The sequence below is a fragment of the Rhodococcus sp. K11/5 genome, from assembly GCF_055193735.1.
This window is the reverse complement of the sequence record NZ_CM143721.1, coordinates 3,765,612-3,783,492: the sequence shown is the minus strand read 5'-3', so window position 1 is coordinate 3,783,492 and position 17,881 is coordinate 3,765,612. Positions and strand designations below refer to the sequence as shown.

The 17,881-nt window shown below is 67.9% G+C and carries 11 protein-coding genes; 6 read left to right on the top strand and 5 right to left on the bottom strand.

Features of this window, described 5'->3' with window-relative positions; translation table 11 throughout:
- Positions 1–3: 3 nt before the first annotated feature.
- The 4 genes from ACY466_RS17520 to ACY466_RS17505 all read left to right on the top strand — a co-directional run bounded on the left by ACY466_RS17520 (position 4) and on the right by ACY466_RS17505 (position 9,574).
- Positions 4–717: a hypothetical protein gene (locus ACY466_RS17520; protein ID WP_463247042.1), complete on the top strand. Its 714-nt coding sequence runs from the start codon at positions 4–6 to the stop codon at positions 715–717.
- An 89-nt stretch (positions 718–806) separates the two neighbouring features.
- Positions 807–1,580, top strand: coding sequence for a hypothetical protein (locus ACY466_RS17515; protein WP_463247039.1), 774 nt, complete (start codon positions 807–809; stop codon positions 1,578–1,580).
- Between the two features lie 422 nt (positions 1,581–2,002).
- Positions 2,003–5,509, top strand: a complete 3,507-nt coding sequence (gene rpoB / locus ACY466_RS17510; RefSeq protein WP_463247036.1) for a DNA-directed RNA polymerase subunit beta — start codon at positions 2,003–2,005, stop codon at positions 5,507–5,509.
- 108 nt (positions 5,510–5,617) lie between these two features.
- Positions 5,618–9,574 (top strand): DNA-directed RNA polymerase subunit beta', encoded by a 3,957-nt coding sequence (locus ACY466_RS17505; protein WP_463247033.1) that lies wholly within the window; start codon positions 5,618–5,620, stop codon positions 9,572–9,574.
- Between the two features lie 192 nt (positions 9,575–9,766).
- Here the strand turns inward: ACY466_RS17505 and ACY466_RS17500 are convergent, their stop codons facing one another.
- Positions 9,767–10,123 carry a hypothetical protein gene (locus tag ACY466_RS17500; RefSeq protein WP_463247031.1) on the bottom strand — a complete coding sequence of 119 codons (357 nt, stop codon included), beginning with the start codon at positions 10,121–10,123 and terminating at the stop codon, positions 9,767–9,769.
- A gap of 29 nt (positions 10,124–10,152) precedes the next feature.
- Complete coding sequence (locus ACY466_RS17495; protein ID WP_463247028.1) at positions 10,153–11,256, bottom strand: endonuclease/exonuclease/phosphatase family protein; 1,104 nt, start codon at positions 11,254–11,256, stop codon at positions 10,153–10,155.
- 105 nt (positions 11,257–11,361) lie between these two features.
- Between ACY466_RS17495 and ACY466_RS17490 the strand changes: the two genes are divergently transcribed.
- A complete protein-coding gene (locus tag ACY466_RS17490; RefSeq protein ID WP_463247026.1) occupies positions 11,362–12,990 on the top strand; it encodes an alkaline phosphatase D family protein in 1,629 nt (542 codons plus the stop codon).
- 87 nt (positions 12,991–13,077) lie between these two features.
- Here ACY466_RS17490 and ACY466_RS17485 read toward each other — a convergent pair whose 3' ends face one another.
- Positions 13,078–14,700 (bottom strand): GMC oxidoreductase, encoded by a 1,623-nt coding sequence (locus tag ACY466_RS17485; RefSeq protein ID WP_463247024.1) that lies wholly within the window; start codon positions 14,698–14,700, stop codon positions 13,078–13,080.
- A 154-nt stretch (positions 14,701–14,854) separates the two neighbouring features.
- Here ACY466_RS17485 and ACY466_RS17480 point away from each other — a divergent pair, with 154 nt between their 5' ends.
- Entirely contained in the window at positions 14,855–15,817 is a 963-nt protein-coding gene (locus tag ACY466_RS17480) for an MsnO8 family LLM class oxidoreductase (protein ID WP_463247021.1), read from the top strand.
- A gap of 49 nt (positions 15,818–15,866) precedes the next feature.
- Here the strand turns inward: ACY466_RS17480 and ACY466_RS17475 are convergent, their stop codons facing one another.
- Positions 15,867–17,210, bottom strand: a complete 1,344-nt coding sequence (locus ACY466_RS17475; protein ID WP_463247018.1) for an MFS transporter — start codon at positions 17,208–17,210, stop codon at positions 15,867–15,869.
- A 178-nt stretch (positions 17,211–17,388) separates the two neighbouring features.
- Positions 17,389–17,880: a SixA phosphatase family protein gene (locus ACY466_RS17470; protein WP_463247016.1), complete on the bottom strand. Its 492-nt coding sequence runs from the start codon at positions 17,878–17,880 to the stop codon at positions 17,389–17,391.
- Position 17,881: the final 1 nt, after the last annotated feature.

Here is a 17,881-nt window from a genome sequence, read left to right as displayed (position 1 = left end):
GCTGTGACGACAGACACGACGGAACCCGAGTCCGAGACATCCGACGACGCGTCCGGGAAGACTCCCGCAACGTCGCGGCCGCTCTTCGTCGTCGCCGCCGTCGCGTGCGTGATCGCGCTCGTGGCGGCCGTGGTCACGGGCACCCTGTGGTTCATGGCGGCGCAGCAGTCCTCCACCGCTGCCGAGCGGGACGAGGCGTTGTCCGGTGCTCGGCAGGCCGCGGTGAATCTGAACTCGGTCGACTCGAACAACCTCGATCAGACCTTCGCGGACATCGAGTCGTCCATCACCGGGGAAGAACTCACCAACGGTCTCGCGGACACGAGAGATCAGTTCCGCGAACAGTTCTCGGAGTCCGGTGTGGTCACCACCGCCACCGTCGAGCGCGCCGCGCTGGTCGGTTTCGACCCCGGCGCGTCCACCGCCGCGTCGCTGATCGTCCTGCAGACGGACACGCAAACCCCCGAGGGTCGTGAGCGGTTCCAGAGCACGCTGCGACTCGAGCTCGCCGATGTCGACGGGGTCTGGCGTGCGACCCGTATCCAGCCCATCGGACAGCGGATCCCGTTGGATCCGGCCGTGGCCCCCGGTGATCCCGCCGCTCCCGCGGCCCCCGGTGATCCGGCCGCTCCGGTCGACCCCGACGCTCCGGTCGATCCCAACGCTCCGGTGGATCCCGAAGCGCCCGCCGAGCCCGCCCCGAACGGCGGCGGCTGAGCCGCGCGGTTCGACCAGGTCGGTCCATCCTTCGCGCGACACGTCGACAGAGTTCGATCGGTCCGCCCCCTCCCGCTAGGAGAACTTCTGTGCCTCCCGCTCGTCGTAGACCCCCCGTCGCCGGTACGCGTCGTCCCAAGGTCGCCGGCCGTGCCGCGGTCCCGCCCAAGGATGCAGACCCCGGCACGACGGCATCCGACACGACGGCATCCGACACGACGGCCACCGACGCGCCGGACGCGCCGGCCGTCGATCTGTCGAAGCCGGATCGTGCCGCCACCGAGGCTCCCGCGACCGAGCCCGCCACCGAGCCCGGCGCCACCGAGCCCGACACCACCGAGCGTCCCGCCGGCGAGTCCGCCGCCCGTGCCGCGAGCGTCTCCACGGCCACGGTGGTGCTGGGCGCCCTCGCGGTCGTCTTCGCGGTGATCGCGCTCGTGGCCGTGATTCAGCCCGGTGCCAACGAGGTCAGCAACGAGGCCTGGGTGGACACCGAGGCCACCGCCGAGGTGACCTCGGCGACCAGGGACGCCCTGCAGACCGTGTTCAGCTATCAGTTCGACACCATCGACGAGGACCAGGCCGCCGCCCGTGCGGTTCTGACGGACGACCGGTTGGAGGAGTACGACTCCACGGCGGAGCAGACCAAGCAGGGCGTGTTGCAGACCTCGACGGTCACCACGGCGACGGTCACCGACATCGGTGCATCCGTTCTCGACGGCGACCGTGCGGAGTTGGTGGCCAGCATGGACATCTCGGCCACGCAGGACTCCATCGACCAGGGGACCGTGCAGACTCCGGTCGCGGTGGTGATGCAGCGCGTGGACGGCGTCTGGAAAGTGTCCGAAATCGACAACCGGTAGCCCGTCGGCGGATTTCCTTCGAGGAAACGCCGCCGACGGTCTTGACGTGGGGCCTTCTTCGGTCCACTCTGATTACCGGATTCACGAGAACTGCATCGACCGCACCGTCGCCGGAGCAAATGGAGGCACCGGGCGCCCGGACGGTCGAGACCACTTCTGGTGATGTCTTCCACCGCTCGAGCAGTCGCCCGTGACGCCCCCGGGTTGCCGCTGGTTCGGGTGTTGTTGCCAGTTCTCCCTTCTTGGGGTACTTTTGGACGTTGCGCTGGGTGCCTCCTGTCCACTTCCAGACTTTGCCGCTTCGACACGTGTGTCGATACCTGCTGAGCGAGGACTTCGTACGGGTTGTGACCAGCGAAGTTCACACACAAAAGCAGATTTAGCGGTGGTCGCGCAGAGCAAGTCGATGCGACCCGCGTGAGGTGCTGGAAGGACGCATCTTGGCAGTCTCCACCCAGTCCAAGGAAAACGCCGGAACTCCCGGAGCCCCGAAGAGGGTGTCGTTCGCGAAGATTCGCGAACCCCTCGAAGTACCGGGGTTGCTCGATCTTCAAACCGATTCGTTCGAGTGGCTCGTCGGTACGCCTGCGTGGCGCGCCCGGGCCGAGGCTCGCGGCGACGGCTCACGCAGCGGCGGCCTCGAGGACATCCTGACGGAGCTCTCGCCCATCGAGGACTTCTCGGGCTCGATGTCCCTCTCCTTCTCCGACCCACGCTTCGACGAGGTCAAGGCCTCGATCGACGAGTGCAAGGACAAGGACATGACGTACGCGGCCCCGCTGTTCGTCACGGCCGAGTTCATCAACAACAACACCGGTGAGATCAAGAGCCAGACGGTCTTCATGGGCGATTTCCCCATGATGACCGACAAGGGCACCTTCATCATCAACGGCACCGAGCGCGTCGTCGTCTCGCAGTTGGTTCGTTCGCCGGGTGTCTACTTCGACCACGCCGTCGACAAGACCACCGAGAAGGATCTGCACAGCGTCAAGGTCATCCCCGGCCGCGGTGCGTGGCTCGAGTTCGACGTGGACAAGCGCGACACCGTCGGTGTCCGCATCGACCGCAAGCGTCGTCAGCCGGTCACCGTGTTGCTCAAGGCGCTGGGGTGGACCACCGAGCAGATCACCGAGCGCTTCGGCTTCTCGGAGATCCTCATGGCCACGCTGGAGAAGGACAACACCGCCGGCACGGACGAGGCACTGCTCGACATCTACCGCAAGCTCCGTCCGGGCGAGCCGCCCACCAAGGAGAGCGCGCAGACCCTGCTGGAGAACCTGTTCTTCAAGGAGAAGCGCTACGACCTCGCTCGCGTGGGTCGCTACAAGATCAACAAGAAGCTGGGCCTGAACTCGGGTCTGCCCATCGAGGCGTCGACGCTGACCGAAGAGGACATCGTCGCCACCATCGAGTACCTGGTTCGCCTGCACGCGGGTGAGCGTTCGATGACGGCACCCGACGGCGTCGAGGTTCCCGTGGAGGTCGACGACATCGACCACTTCGGCAATCGTCGTCTCCGCACGGTGGGCGAGCTGATCCAGAACCAGATCCGCGTGGGCCTGTCCCGCATGGAGCGCGTGGTCCGCGAGCGCATGACGACTCAGGACGTCGAGGCCATCACGCCGCAGACCCTGATCAACATCCGTCCCGTGGTCGCGGCGATCAAGGAGTTCTTCGGAACCTCCCAGCTGTCGCAGTTCATGGACCAGAACAACCCGCTGTCGGGTCTGACCCACAAGAGGCGCCTGTCGGCCCTCGGTCCCGGTGGTCTGTCGCGTGAGCGCGCCGGCCTCGAGGTCCGCGACGTGCACCCCTCGCACTACGGCCGCATGTGCCCCATCGAGACCCCGGAAGGCCCGAACATCGGCCTGATCGGGTCGCTCTCGGTGTACGCACGGGTGAACCCGTTCGGGTTCATCGAGACTCCGTACCGCAAGGTCGTGGACGGAACGGTGACCGACGACGTCGATTACCTGACCGCCGACGAGGAGGATCGCCACGTCGTGGCGCAGGCCAACTCCACCATCGACACCTCCGGCCGATTCGTCGACGAGAAGATTCTCGTTCGTCGTAAGGGCGGCGAGGTCGAGTTCGTGTCGTCGATGGACGTCGACTACATGGACGTCTCCCCGCGCCAGATGGTCTCCGTCGCGACGGCGATGATTCCGTTCCTCGAGCACGACGACGCCAACCGCGCGCTCATGGGCGCGAACATGCAGCGTCAGGCCGTGCCGCTGGTCCGTAGCGAGGCCCCCCTCGTCGGTACCGGCATGGAACTGCGTGCTGCGGTCGACGCGGGCGACGTCATCGTCAACGAGAAGACCGGCGTCATCGAAGAGGTGTCCGCGGACTACGTCACCGTCATGGCGGACGACGGCAGCCGCAACACCTACCGGATGCGCAAGTTCGCTCGCTCCAACCAGGGCACCTGCGCCAACCAGCGTCCGATCGTGGACGAGGGTCAGCGCGTCGAGTCCGGCCAGGTTCTGGCCGACGGTCCCTGCACCGAGGACGGCGAGATGGCGCTGGGCAAGAACTTGCTCGTCGCGATCATGCCGTGGGAGGGCCACAACTACGAGGACGCGATCATCCTGTCGCAGCGCCTCGTGGAAGAGGACGTTCTCACCTCGATCCACATCGAGGAGCACGAGATCGATGCCCGCGACACCAAGCTCGGTGCCGAGGAGATCACCCGTGACATCCCGAACGTGTCCGACGAGGTCCTCGCGGACCTCGACGAGCGCGGCATCATCCGCATCGGTGCCGAGGTCCGGGACGGCGACGTCCTGGTCGGAAAGGTCACGCCGAAGGGCGAGACCGAGCTGACCCCGGAAGAGCGTCTGCTTCGCGCCATCTTCGGTGAGAAGGCTCGCGAGGTTCGCGACACGTCGCTCAAGGTTCCGCACGGCGAGAACGGAAAGGTCATCGGCATTCGCGTGTTCTCGCGCGAGGACGACGACGATCTGCCTCCCGGCGTCAACGAGCTCGTCCGCGTCTACGTGGCACAGAAGCGCAAGATCCAGGACGGCGACAAGCTCGCCGGCCGCCACGGCAACAAGGGCGTCATCGGCAAGATCCTTCCGCAGGAGGACATGCCGTTCCTGCCCGACGGCACCCCGGTCGACATCATCCTGAACACGCACGGCGTCCCGCGTCGTATGAACATCGGGCAGATCCTCGAGACTCACCTCGGCTGGATCGGCAAGACCGGATGGAACATTCAGGTGGCGGCGGACGGCGTTCGACCCGACTGGGCCGCGACCCTGCCGGAGGAGATGCTGGCCGCGGATGCGGACACCAACATCGCCACTCCCGTGTTCGACGGCGCGAAGGAGGACGAGCTCACCGGTCTGCTGGCGAGCACCATCCCCAACCGTGACGGCGAGCGCATGGTCGGCGCGGACGGAAAGGCCACCCTGTTCGACGGCCGTTCCGGTGAGCCGTTCCCGTACCCGGTCTCCGTGGGTTACATGTACATCATCAAGCTGCACCACCTGGTCGACGACAAGATCCACGCTCGCTCGACCGGGCCGTACTCGATGATCACGCAGCAGCCCCTCGGTGGTAAGGCGCAGTTCGGTGGACAGCGCTTCGGTGAGATGGAGTGCTGGGCCATGCAGGCCTACGGTGCGGCGTACACGCTGCAGGAGCTCCTGACCATCAAGTCGGACGACGTGGTCGGCCGCGTGAAGGTCTACGAGGCCATCGTCAAGGGCGAGAACATCCCGGAGCCCGGCATTCCGGAGTCCTTCAAGGTGCTTCTCAAGGAATTGCAGTCGCTCTGCCTGAACGTGGAGGTGCTGTCCTCGGACGGTGCCGCCATCACCATGGCGGACGGCGACGACGAGGATCTCGAGCGCGCCGCGGCCAACCTGGGAATCAACCTGTCCCGGAACGAGTCCGCGACCGTCGACGATCTCGCGCAGTAGTCGGTGACCGGCCGGCGTCGATCCCCCGGACAGGGATCGCGCGTCGGCCGGACCCCGGCCACCTAGCAGCAGATAACTAACCCCGTTTCGGGGGAAAGGAAGTACGACGTGCTGGACGTCAACTTCTTCGATGAACTCCGCATCGGTCTCGCGACCGCGGACGACATCCGTAATTGGTCCTACGGCGAGGTCAAGAAGCCGGAGACCATCAACTACCGCACGCTCAAGCCCGAGAAGGACGGACTCTTCTGCGAGAAGATCTTCGGACCGACTCGCGACTGGGAGTGCTACTGCGGCAAGTACAAGCGCGTGCGCTTCAAGGGCATCATCTGCGAGCGTTGCGGCGTCGAGGTCACCCGCGCCAAGGTGCGTCGTGAGCGCATGGGTCACATCGAGCTGGCCGCGCCCGTCACGCACATCTGGTACTTCAAGGGCGTTCCCTCGCGCTTGGGCTACCTGCTGGACCTGGCGCCGAAGGATCTCGAGAAGATCATCTACTTCGCCGCCTACGTCATCACCTCGGTCGACGAGGAACTGCGTCACAACGAGCTCTCCACCCTCGAAGCCGAGATGGAGGTCGAGAAGAAAGCCGTCGCCGATCAGCGCGACGCCGACCTCGAGGCCCGTGCGCAGAAGCTCGAAGCCGACATCGCCGAGCTCGAGGCGGAGGGCGCCAAGTCCGACGTCCGTCGCAAGGTCAAGGACGGCGGCGAGCGCGAGATGCGTCAGCTCCGTGACCGCGCGCAGCGCGAGCTCGATCGTCTCGAGGAGATCTGGACGACGTTCACCAAGCTGGCCAAGAAGCAGCTGATCGTGGACGAGCTCATCTACCGCGAGCTCATCGACCGCTACGGCGAGTACTTCACGGGCGCGATGGGCGCGGAGTCCATCCAGAAGCTCATGGAGACCTTCGACATCGAGGCCGAGGCCGAGAACCTGCGCGAGACGATCCGCAGCGGCAAGGGGCAGAAGAAGCTCCGTGCGCTGAAGCGTCTCAAGGTCGTCGCGGCCTTCCAGTCCACGGGCAACTCGCCCATGGGCATGGTGCTCGACGCCGTGCCGGTGATCCCGCCGGAGCTTCGTCCGATGGTGCAGCTCGACGGTGGACGTTTCGCGACGTCCGACCTCAACGACCTGTACCGCCGCGTCATCAACCGCAACAACCGCCTCAAGCGACTGATCGACCTCGGTGCACCCGAGATCATCGTGAACAACGAGAAGCGGATGCTGCAGGAGTCGGTCGACGCCCTGTTCGACAACGGTCGTCGTGGACGTCCGGTCACCGGACCGGGTAACCGCCCGCTCAAGTCGCTGTCCGATCTGCTCAAGGGCAAGCAGGGTCGTTTCCGCCAGAACCTGCTGGGCAAGCGCGTCGACTACTCGGGCCGTTCGGTCATCGTCGTCGGTCCGCAGCTCAAGCTGCACCAGTGCGGTCTGCCGAAGCTCATGGCACTCGAGCTGTTCAAGCCGTTCGTGATGAAGCGTCTGGTCGATCTGAACCACGCGCAGAACATCAAGTCGGCGAAGCGCATGGTCGAGCGTCAGCGCGCACAGGTGTGGGACGTCCTCGAAGAGGTCATCGCCGAGCACCCCGTGCTGCTGAACCGCGCACCCACCCTGCACCGCTTGGGCATCCAGGCCTTCGAGCCGCAGCTGGTGGAGGGCAAGGCCATCCAGCTGCACCCGCTCGTCTGTGAGGCGTTCAACGCCGACTTCGACGGTGACCAGATGGCAGTGCACCTGCCGCTGTCCGCCGAGGCGCAGGCCGAGGCCCGCATCCTCATGCTGTCGTCGAACAACATCCTGTCGCCGGCGTCGGGTCGCCCCCTCGCCATGCCGCGTCTGGACATGGTCACGGGTCTCTACCACCTCACTCGTCTCGACGAGGGTGCGGCGGGCGAGCTCGAGTCCTCCACCGCGGACTCGGCCGAACTGGGTATCTACTCCAGCCCGGCCGAGGCACAGATGGCCGTCGATCGTGGCGGTCTGACCGTGCAGTCCAAGATCAAGGTGCGTCTGACGCAGCAGCGTCCGGCGCGCGAGGTCGAGGCCGAGCTGTTCCCCGACGGCTGGACCCCGGGCGACGCCTGGACCGCCGAGACCACCCTGGGCCGTGTGCTCTTCAACGAGCTGCTTCCGGCGAACTACCCGTTCGTCAACGAGCAGATGCCGAAGAAGCGTCAGGCGACGATCATCAACGATCTCGCCGAGCGGTACCCGATGATCGTCGTGGCGCAGACCGTCGACAAGCTCAAGGACGCCGGCTTCTACTGGGCCACGCGTTCGGGTGTCACGATCTCCATCTCCGACGTCCTCGTGCCGCCGGAGAAGGCCCGCATCATGGAGGAGTTCGAGGGTCAGGCCGACCGGATCGAAAAGCAGTACCAGCGTGGCGCTCTCGATCACTCGGAGCGCAACTCGGCACTGGTCAAGATCTGGCAGGAAGCCACCGAGCAGGTCGGTAAGGCCATGGAGGCCCACTTCCCGGACGACAACCCCATCCCGATGATCGTGAAGTCCGGCGCCGCCGGAAACATGACTCAGGTGCGGTCGCTCGCCGGCATGAAGGGTCTGGTGACCAACCCGAAGGGCGAGTTCATCCCGCGCCCCATCAAGTCCTCCTTCAAGGAGGGCCTGACGGTCCTGGAGTACTTCATCAACACCCACGGCGCTCGTAAGGGTCTGGCCGACACGGCGCTTCGTACCGCCGACTCGGGCTACCTGACGCGTCGTCTGGTCGACGTCTCGCAGGACGTCATCGTTCGGGAAACCGACTGTGGCACCGAGCGCGGCATCACCACGACGATCGCCGAGAGGCTGGCCGACGGCACGATGATTCGTGACGCACACGTCGAGACCAGCACGTACGCCCGCACCCTGGCCGCCGACGCGGTCGACGCAGACGGCAACGTCGTCGTCGAGCGTGGACACGACCTGGGCGACCCGGCCATCGACGCGCTGCTCGCAGCGGGCATCACGTCGGTCAAGGTTCGTTCGGTGCTCACCTGCACCACGGGTACCGGCGTCTGCGCCACCTGCTACGGCCGTTCGATGGCCACCGGCAAGCTCGTCGACATCGGTGAGGCCGTCGGTATCGTCGCGGCCCAGTCGATCGGTGAGCCCGGCACGCAGCTGACCATGCGTACCTTCCACCAGGGTGGTGTCGCGGGAGATGACATCACCGGTGGTCTGCCCCGTGTGCAGGAGCTCTTCGAAGCTCGTGTGCCCAAGGGCAAGGCGCCCATCGCGGACGTCTCGGGTCGCATCCAGCTCGAGGACGGCGATCGGTTCTACAAGATCACCATCGTCCCCGACGACGGCGGCGAAGAGGTCGTCTACGACAAGCTCTCGAAGCGTCAGCGTCTGCGTGTCTTCAAGCACGACGACGGCTCCGAGCGGCTCCTGTCGGACGGTGACCACGTGGAGGTCGGCCAGCAGCTCATGGAAGGTGCTGCCGATCCGCACGAGGTCCTGCGAGTCATGGGCCCGCGCCAGGTGCAGATCCACCTCGTCAACGAGGTCCAGGAGGTGTACCGGAGTCAGGGTGTGTCCATCCACGACAAGCACATCGAGACGATCGTTCGGCAGATGCTGCGCCGCGTGACCATCATCGATTCGGGTTCGACGGAGTTCCTGCCCGGTTCGTTGACCGAGCGCAGCGAGTTCGAGTCGAGCAACCGTCGCGTGGTGTCCGAAGGCGGCGAGCCCGCTGCCGGACGTCCGGTGCTGATGGGTATCACCAAGGCGTCGCTGGCCACCGATTCGTGGTTGTCGGCAGCGTCGTTCCAGGAGACCACCCGAGTGCTGACCGACGCGGCGATCAATTGCCGCTCGGACAAGCTCATCGGTCTCAAGGAGAACGTGATCATCGGAAAGCTGATCCCTGCCGGAACCGGTATCAACCGGTACCGGAACATCACGGTGGCGCCGACCGAAGAGGCACGGGCCGCGGCCTACGCGGTGCCGTCGTACGACGATCAGTACTACAGCCCGGACGGCTTCGGCCAGAACACCGGTGCCGCAGTGCCGCTCGACGACTACGGTTTCTCGGGCGACTACCGGTAGTTCGGTACGCACGACGAGAGCCCCGCATCCTTCTCGGATGCGGGGCTCTTCGTGTGTCCGGGGGCCGCGGGGCGCTGCGCCCGGCTACGCGCACCCTGCAGCGCTCCGCGCACCGTGCACGGTGCGCGTGTCACTGGACGGTGCGCGGGGGAGCGGGGCGGGGGCGGGGAGCGGGCTACTGGCGCAACGGAGCTACTGGCGCAACGTGAGCATCGGCATCGACAGCGCCACGAGCATCAGGGCGAACAGCAACCACGCGGCCCCCTGCCAGATCGGCCACGTCCCGCCGCGTCGGTACGCCCGGTAGCCCACGATCAACGCCCCGATGCCGCCGGCGAGGAACACCGCGGGAACGGCGGCGCCCAACGCGACGTTCGTTCGGTCGACGGTGAGGAACACCGCCGTCGCGATCGCCGCCAACCCCACGACCACCGCGCAGTACACCGTGGCTCGGCGTCCCGCCTGCGGGTCGTGCCAACTCTTTCCCACGTCACGCGCACTCATGCGCTCCCGCGGTGTGCTTCGGGCGGTCGGATCGGTGGAAGTCATGTCCCTCGAGTACCCGCCGAGGTACAGGTCTAGCCGACGTCGAGGTCGACCCACACGAGTCGGTGGTCACTCGCAGTCAGCAAGTCCGCGCCGTCCTCGCCGGTCGCCGGCCAGAACACCCCGGTGCCGACCACGGGCAGATCCGCGCTGGGGAGCGCATAGTCGACGCGTAGGTCCCCCGGAACCGGATCGGCGAAGTCGGCGGTGTTCGTACCGCCTCCGGTCGACGTCGGGGCGGGATCCTGCAGGTCGGGGCGGTCGAGGAGCTGGGCGATGGCGCCGGGGTACGAATCGCCGTTCACCGGGTCGCTGTTCTGATCGCCGAGAACCACGAACGATGCACCGGCAGGAAGTCCGCCGCTCACGCCGGCGTCGTCGACGAGGTAGTCGGCGCCCGCGATGTAGTCGGCGGTCAGCCGGATCTCGTCGTGGTTGCGCCGGCCGTTGCGGTCCTCGGGTCCGTCGAACGAGGGCGGGGTGGGATGCGAGACCAGCAGGTGCACCGTGTGCCCGTCGACGTCCACCGGCACGTCCCAGTGCGACTTGCTCGACAGCCGCAACGCGTCGGCGTTCGAGCCGTAGTACTCGCGCGGCAACAGATTGTTCGGCATGTCCGCCCAACGGAAGGTCCGGAACGTGCGCACGGCCTCGGTGTCGATCGGGAACCGCGAGAGCACGAGCATCCCGTACTGGCCGGGAAACTGCCCGAAGCCCCATGCGTCGTTCGGCCCCGTCGTCGACCCGTCGCCGTCCAGATCCAGTCCCGACGGTTCCCCGGTGTTGACCGGGGCGGTGAAGGCGTACGGGTACTCGACGGGCTCGGCACCGTTCTGGCCGACGGCCAGGTAGCTCTCGCGAAACAGGTCGGCGGCTCCGTCGGCGTGATCGAACTCGTTGACCAGGAGAACGTCCGGCGCGGTGCGCTGGACGGTCTCGGCGACCGCACGGATCTGCGGATCGTCTCCGGTCTCCAGATCGCGCACCAGGTCGCCCGCCGCGGGGCGGTTGAGGCTCGCGTTGTACGTCGCGACGCGGACGGTGGGTTCGGGCACGGCGGCCTCCGAGGTGTCGGACGAGCATCCGGCCGCCAGGGCGGCCGCGAGGGCACAGATCAGGAGCGGGCGGATGCGCATGGGCGAACGGTAGGGACGGCAAGTAAACGGTGGGTGTACCGAATCGTTCCATGCTCGTCGTCCCACGGCCGCGTGGAGTTCGTGTTCGCGGGCCAGGATCGACCAATGGTTACTCGGCGTCACGACCCTCGGCACAACCTCACCATCGGGGCGGATCGCTCGTTGCGGGCGGGCACCACGCGGCGCTCCTTTCTCACCTGGAGCGCTCTCGTCGGGGCGCTCGCGATGACCCCGGAACTCACCGGAGCGACGGCCTCGGCTCAGCGGCCCGGGAACCTTCCGTCGGACTACCCGTTTCGGCTGGGCGTCGACTCGGGTGATCCTCTTCCCGACTCGGTGGTGCTGTGGACTCGGCTCGCCGTCGACCCGCTGGCGCCGGTCGGCGGTATGCGGCCCGGTGTCGTTCCCGTCCGGTGGGAGATCGCCGACGATGCGAGTTTCGGACGTCCGGTCGCGCAGGGGCTGGAGTTGGCGACCGAGGCGGACGGGTGGTCGGTGCACGTGGACGTGCGTGGTCTCGCGCCGGCGCGTGAGTACTCGTACCGCTTCATGGTCGGTCCGCACGTCAGCGACGTCGGCCGTACGCGGACGGCACCCGCGGCCGGATCCCCGCTCACCGCACTGTCTTTCGCGTGGGCATCGTGCCAGCGGTGGGAGGACGGCTTCTTCGGGGCCTACGCGGACCTGGCGGCGTCGGACCCGGACGTGGTGTTCTTTCTCGGCGACTACATCTACGAGTACGCGATTCCCACCACCGGCGCGCGGGCGTCGCAGCCCCGCCCGGAGTCGGGAGGCCGAGAGACGCTGGTGCTGAACGACTATCGCGACCGATACGCGTTGTACAAGTCGGATCCGAACCTCGCGTCCGCCCACGCGGCAGCCCCGTGGATCACCACCTTCGACGATCACGAGGTGGACAACAACTGGGCCGCGCAGGTCAGTCAGGACGACGACGATCCGCGTCTGTTCCTGATGCGGCGCGCGGACGCGTTCAAGGCGTGGTGGGAGAACACGCCGGTGCGGATGGCGCAGCGACCGACGGGTCCCGATCTGAAGGCGTACCGCCGCTTCGCCTTCGGCGATCTGGTGGACTTCTCGGTTCTGGACACTCGGCAGTATCGCAGCGATCAGGCCAACGGCGACGGCGAGCACGTCCAGAACGCCGAGACCGCGGATCCGTCGCGCACCATCACCGGCGCCGAACAGGAGCGGTGGATCCTCGACGGGTTCGACTCGCCCGCACGGTGGAAGTTCCTGGCGCACCAGACGGTCATCTCCGATCTGGCCCGCACGGCGGAGGGTGAGCGCCGAGTGGGAATGGACCCGTGGAGTGGGTACGAGGCATCGCGGCATCGCATCCTCGACGGCGCGCGTGATCGAGGGATCAACCTGGCGTCGATCGTGGGGGACATCCACCGCACCATCGTCTCCGAGCTCCGGCGTGACTACCGGGACGACTCGGCGCCGGTGGTGGGCGTCGAGATCGCGGCGACGTCGATCGCGTCGGGCAAGGACGGAGCCGACGTCGATCAGGCCGGGGCGGACGTCGCGGCGGCGTCACCGCACGTGAAGTTCGGCAACGCTCGGCGCGGCTACCTGCGCGCGACCCTGACCCCGGGCGAATGGCGTTCGGAGGTACGGGTTCTCGATCAGGTCTCGGTGCCGGGTGCGGCCGCACGCACGGCGACCACCGTGTCCGTTCCCGCGGGGCGCCCGGACATTCGACTGACCTGAACGGAAGGCCCCACACCCCCATTGTGTGGCGGTGCGGGGCCTTTCCCGTTCTCCGGTCCCGGAGTGGACACGGACCCGAAGAGGTCTCTAGCGGCCGTCGGCGAGGACGGTCGCGATGTTGCGTTCGGCGAGCGCGGTGATGGTGAGCGACGGATTCGCCGCGCCCGTGCTGCCGGGGATGAGCGCACCGTCCACGACGTACAGCCCGCGGTAGCCCTTCACCCGGCCGTAGGAGTCGGTGACGTCGCCCATGACGGCGCCGCCGAGCGGGTGGGCGGTCATGGTGTCGTCGACGTCGCGGGTGAGCGGTTCGGCGCCGGCTACCATGCGGCCGGCCTGCGCCATCCGGTTCTGTACGGCCCGAAGCGATTCGATGGTGTCGCGGCTGCCACCCTTCGGCCAACTCAGGGTCAGGCGGTCACCGGCGGTGTCGAACCCGAACGTCGCCCGCATCGGGTCGATCGTCATGCCGAGAGACCCGAGGAAGCCGAAGTCGTTGGGTGAGCCGGGCGTGTACCAACTCTCCATGCTCAGCGGCAGGCCGGACTCGTCGACGATGCGACTCGCGCACGGACTGCCCTGCGGCGCCACGGCCATGGGGCCGAGCGATCGAGACATGAACGCGTCGCCGTTGGTTCCCCATCCGCGACCGACGAATTCGTTCAGATCGGGTAGGGCGCCGGTCGCGCGGGCACGCATGAGCAGTTCCGTGGTGCCGATGGACCCGGCGCCCAGGACCAACCGATCGCACGTCAGGGTGCGAGTCTCGAGCACCGTGCCCTCCGGGTCGAGTCGCCGCACCTCGACGCGATACCGACCGCCGGACTCGACGCCGATCGCCGCGACCTCGTGGCTGTGGCAGACCCGCGCGCGGCCGGTGGCCTCGGCCATCGGAATGTAGTTCTGGGTGAGATCGTGCTTCGCGCCGTTGGAGTTGCCGTGAGTGCTCGCCCCCACCGTCGCGGACGGTCGCGAGCGACCCGCCACCTCGTCGCGCACGACGTTCCAGTTCCAGTTGCCGTCGATGCGCTGCGGATCGAACCCGGCCCGACGCGCGTGATCGTCCCAGGTGCGCGCATGAGCGAAGTTCACCCCGGCGTAGACGTCGTCGGGCATGGGCGACGGGCGCAGCATCGACCGCGCCTTGGGGTACCAGGTGGACGCCATCTCGTCGTAGTCGAGTCGGCCGCCGAACGAGAGGTCGAAGAATCGCTTGTCCGGGGCGATGGTGACGCCGGTGTAGACGATCGACCCGCCGCCGACGGCCGCGCCACGCCACACGGACAGATTCTCGAACCGCGTGGTGTCGAGGACACCGTTGAAGTAGTCCACCGGCCCGACGGGCATGCCGGTGACGTTGGTGAACGAGCGTTGATGCCACAGGCCTCGGCCGTCGGCACGAATGTCGGCGGTGAAGATGTCACGCCAGGGATCGCGGGGCCACCGCAGACCGCGTTCGAGGATCGTGACCTCCTGGCCGGCCTGCGCGAGGCGCAGCGCCGCCGTACTGGCTCCGAATCCTGAGCCGACCACGATCACCGGAGAGTGGTCCGGGGGACGCGGTGGATCGACGAAGAGCTCGGGGACCAGGCCCCGGATGCCGGGAATGCCGATGGGCAACGCCCGGGCGACCCGCTGCTCGAGGAGGGGTAGGGCGGCCGTGCCGACCAGTCCTGCTGCCGCCAGCTTCAGCAGTTGCCTGCGATCCACGTTCCTGAACTCCATCCGTCTGTTCTCGGAATGTCGATTCTTGCGCGGAAGTCGTTACAACAGCGAACGTCTCCCGTGATTCTGTTACTTTTCCCAGCCGGTCGTCGTCCCGGCCGCGTGGAACAGTCCGTCGACGGTCGCGGTTGTACCGAGCATGCTGGTGTCACTGCTCGATCGCTCCCGTACCCGAACGGGTGCCTCGGACGGCTCGGCACTCGCGGCCACGGTGGAGCGGGCCGCGTGGGCGGAGCGAGCCGGATATCACCGGTTCTGGGTGGCGGAGCACCACGCGGTCCCCGGCATCGCGAGCGGCGCGCCCGCGGTGCTGCTCGCGGCGATCGGAGCGAGGACGTCGCGGATCCGGTTGGGGTCCGCCGGGGTGATGCTTCCCAATCACACTCCGCTGGTGGTGGCCGAGCAGTTCCTGATGCTCGACGCGATGTATCCCGGTCGCATCGACCTCGGGGTGGGACGGTCGCTGGGCTTCACCCCGGCGGTGCGCTCGTTCCTCCGGGCGGACACCGCCGACCGGCTGCCCGACGATCTCGACGAGCTCCGTGCACTCCTGGACGGTACGGCGCCGATCACCGCGCGTCCGGCCGCGAAGAACCGCATCCCGCTGTTCGTGCTCGCCACGGGCCGGGGCGTGCGGGTCGCGGCGACGCTCGGGCTGCCCGTGGTGATCGGCGGACCCGCGCTGGCCGGTGACGGCCCGGTCGAGGCACTCGAGGACTACCGCCGCGCGTTCGTACCGTCCGAGCGAGCGGCGGAGCCGAGAGTGCTGGTGTCGACCGACATCCTGATCGCCGACACCGATGACGACGCAGCCCGCCTGGCCCTGTCCGAGGCGTGGGCGATGGCCGAGAGCCGCCGGACGGGGGAGTTCCCGGCCCTGCGAGACGTCACCGAAGTCCCGAACGACGTGACGCCGAAGTTCCGGGACACGCTGGAACGATCGTCGTCCGGCAGCATCCACGGCAGCGAGACCACCGTTGCGCGCGAGCTCGAGGTGCTGATCGAGCGCACCGGCGCCGACGAGATCGTGTCCTCGGCGTCGACGTTCGATCGCGCTGCGCTCCGGGAGTCGGACGAGCGGCTCGTTCGGCTGCTGAACTGAGAGAATTCGGTGCAGAATGCGTCGCTGAGCGAACATTTCTGCACCGAAGTCAGCGCGCCTCGCCCAGCGCCTCGTCGAGCACTCGCTGCGCATCCGGGGTCACGTACGGATATGCGGCGAGCGCCAGCACGCCGCCGACCGCGAGGAGCGGCAGCAGCGGCATCATGCCGACGGTGAGCGAGTCGGCGGCGTCCGACACCGCGCCGACCACCAGCGGTCCCACCGCGCCCCCGATGGTCGCGGCGATCTGCAGCAACCCGTAACCCATTCCGCGGTCCCGAGCGGGCAGGACGTCGGCGACGCAGGATGTCAGGGTCGGCAGCGCCCACGCCGCGAAGAACGCGAACACCGTCAGCAGCACCGTGAACGGCAGCCAGGTCTGCGACCACAGCGCTCCGCACATGGCGACGGCGCCGAGCAGGATGCCGGTGCCGCCCACCAGCACCCGCCACTGCGACTGTCCGCCGACGCGGGCGGTCCGGGTCAGCATCGTGCCGGCCAGGGTGCCGGCCACGATGCCCAGCAACGTCAGACCGCCGCCGGCCGTGGCGGCACCGGCCTCGGACAGCCCGAAGCGGCGCTGCAGCAGGCTCGGCACCCAGAACGTCAGTCCGCCGACGGCCAGGCTCATCACGGCCAGGGCCGATCCCGTGAACCACAGGGTGCGGATGGGTGCGACCCGGCGCAGCTGCATCCGCCACGGCATCGTCGACGACGGTGCATCGAGCGACTCTTCGTCCGCACCCGCGGCGAGCCGGTCGGTGAGCCCTCGTTCGGGCTCTCGGAGCCGGGAGACCAGGATCGCCACGAGCAGTCCGGGTATCGCCATGACCAGGAACGCGCCTCGCCAGCCGAGCCACTCCGCCAGAATTCCGCCGACCACGATGCCCACGCCGCCCAGGTACGCGGAGGTGCGCCACCATCCGAAGGCGACGGGTCTCGTGGCCGGGGGGTGGTAGTCGGCCAGGAGGCTCGCGCTCGCCGGGTTGTCGATCGCCTCCGCGGCCGCGAGTCCGACGCGGGTGAGGTAGAAGATCAGAAACGTCGGAGCGATCGCCGAGCCCACGGTGGCGACCGCCCACAGGAACACCACGACGGTGATGATGCGACCGCGGTCGTGGCGATCCGCGACGTACGCGGCCGGCAGCGCGAGCAGCCCCGACGCGATGGCCGCGGCGGTGGGAATGGATCCGGCCACGGCGTCACCGAAGCCGAACTCGGCCTGCAACTGCGGCAGCACGGCGGCGACGAGGCTGAACTCCATCCGGTCCACCAGCGCGACCAGCACGAGCACGATCGCCGGCCCCCACCCGTACGGCAGGGTGGTGTTCCCCGGCCGCAGAGTCCCGATCGTGCGCCACCGCGTCCTCGCCTCGGCACGCGTGTCGGTCACCGCCATGATCGCCCCCCAGCTGTCATCGCAGGTCGAACCCACTGGCCGACCTCGGCGGAGCGTAACGGGCGATTCCGACATCCGGCATCGATCGGCGCGGGGTCGGGGCGGTGCCACGAGGGGTCGCGCCCGCCCTTGGAACCGGATACAGAACGGGAACCGGGCACAACCGCCGGAGTCAGTCCCGACGCAGAGCGTGCACCAGACGAGCACCGCCGCGACCGAGGTCGGCCCAGCTCCCGTCGACCGAGAGGACGGCCATCGCGGAGGTGGAGAACCCCGCGCTCACCCAGGCGGCCTCGTCGCTGTCGGGGTTGTCGGCGAGTTCCAGTGCCGTGAAGGGAATTCCGGGTGCATGACCGACGACGAGCAAGGTGGTCACGTCGTCGTCGATCGCGGCGATCTCGGCGAGGATGTCGTCCGGGGAGCCGCCGTAGACGGTGTCGGCGAAGCGGGTCGGTGCCTCGATCGCCGTTCGCTCGAGGGTCTGCCGGGTGCGGGTGGCGGTCGAGCAGATCACCGCGTCGACGTCCGGGAGGGTCTCGCGCATCCAGTCCCCGGCGAGCGCGGCCTGGGTGCGCCCCCGGTCGTCCAGCGGACGCTCGTGATCGTCGACCCCGTCCGGGTAGGACGATTTGCCGTGACGCATCAGGATCAAGGTACGCACCATG

What these genes read in the sequence shown, in the direction of transcription:
- ACY466_RS17500 (WP_463247031.1), bottom strand. Translation starts at nt 10,123, where the DNA reads ATGACTTCCACCGATCCGACCGCCCGAAGCACACCGCGGGAGCGCATG.
- ACY466_RS17495 (WP_463247028.1), bottom strand. Translation starts at nt 11,256, where the DNA reads ATGCGCATCCGCCCGCTCCTGATCTGTGCCCTCGCGGCCGCCCTGGCG.
- ACY466_RS17490 (WP_463247026.1), top strand. Translation starts at nt 11,362, where the DNA reads ATGGTTACTCGGCGTCACGACCCTCGGCACAACCTCACCATCGGGGCG.
- ACY466_RS17480 (WP_463247021.1), top strand. Translation starts at nt 14,855, where the DNA reads ATGCTGGTGTCACTGCTCGATCGCTCCCGTACCCGAACGGGTGCCTCG.
- ACY466_RS17470 (WP_463247016.1), bottom strand. Translation starts at nt 17,880, where the DNA reads ATGGTGCGTACCTTGATCCTGATGCGTCACGGCAAATCGTCCTACCCG.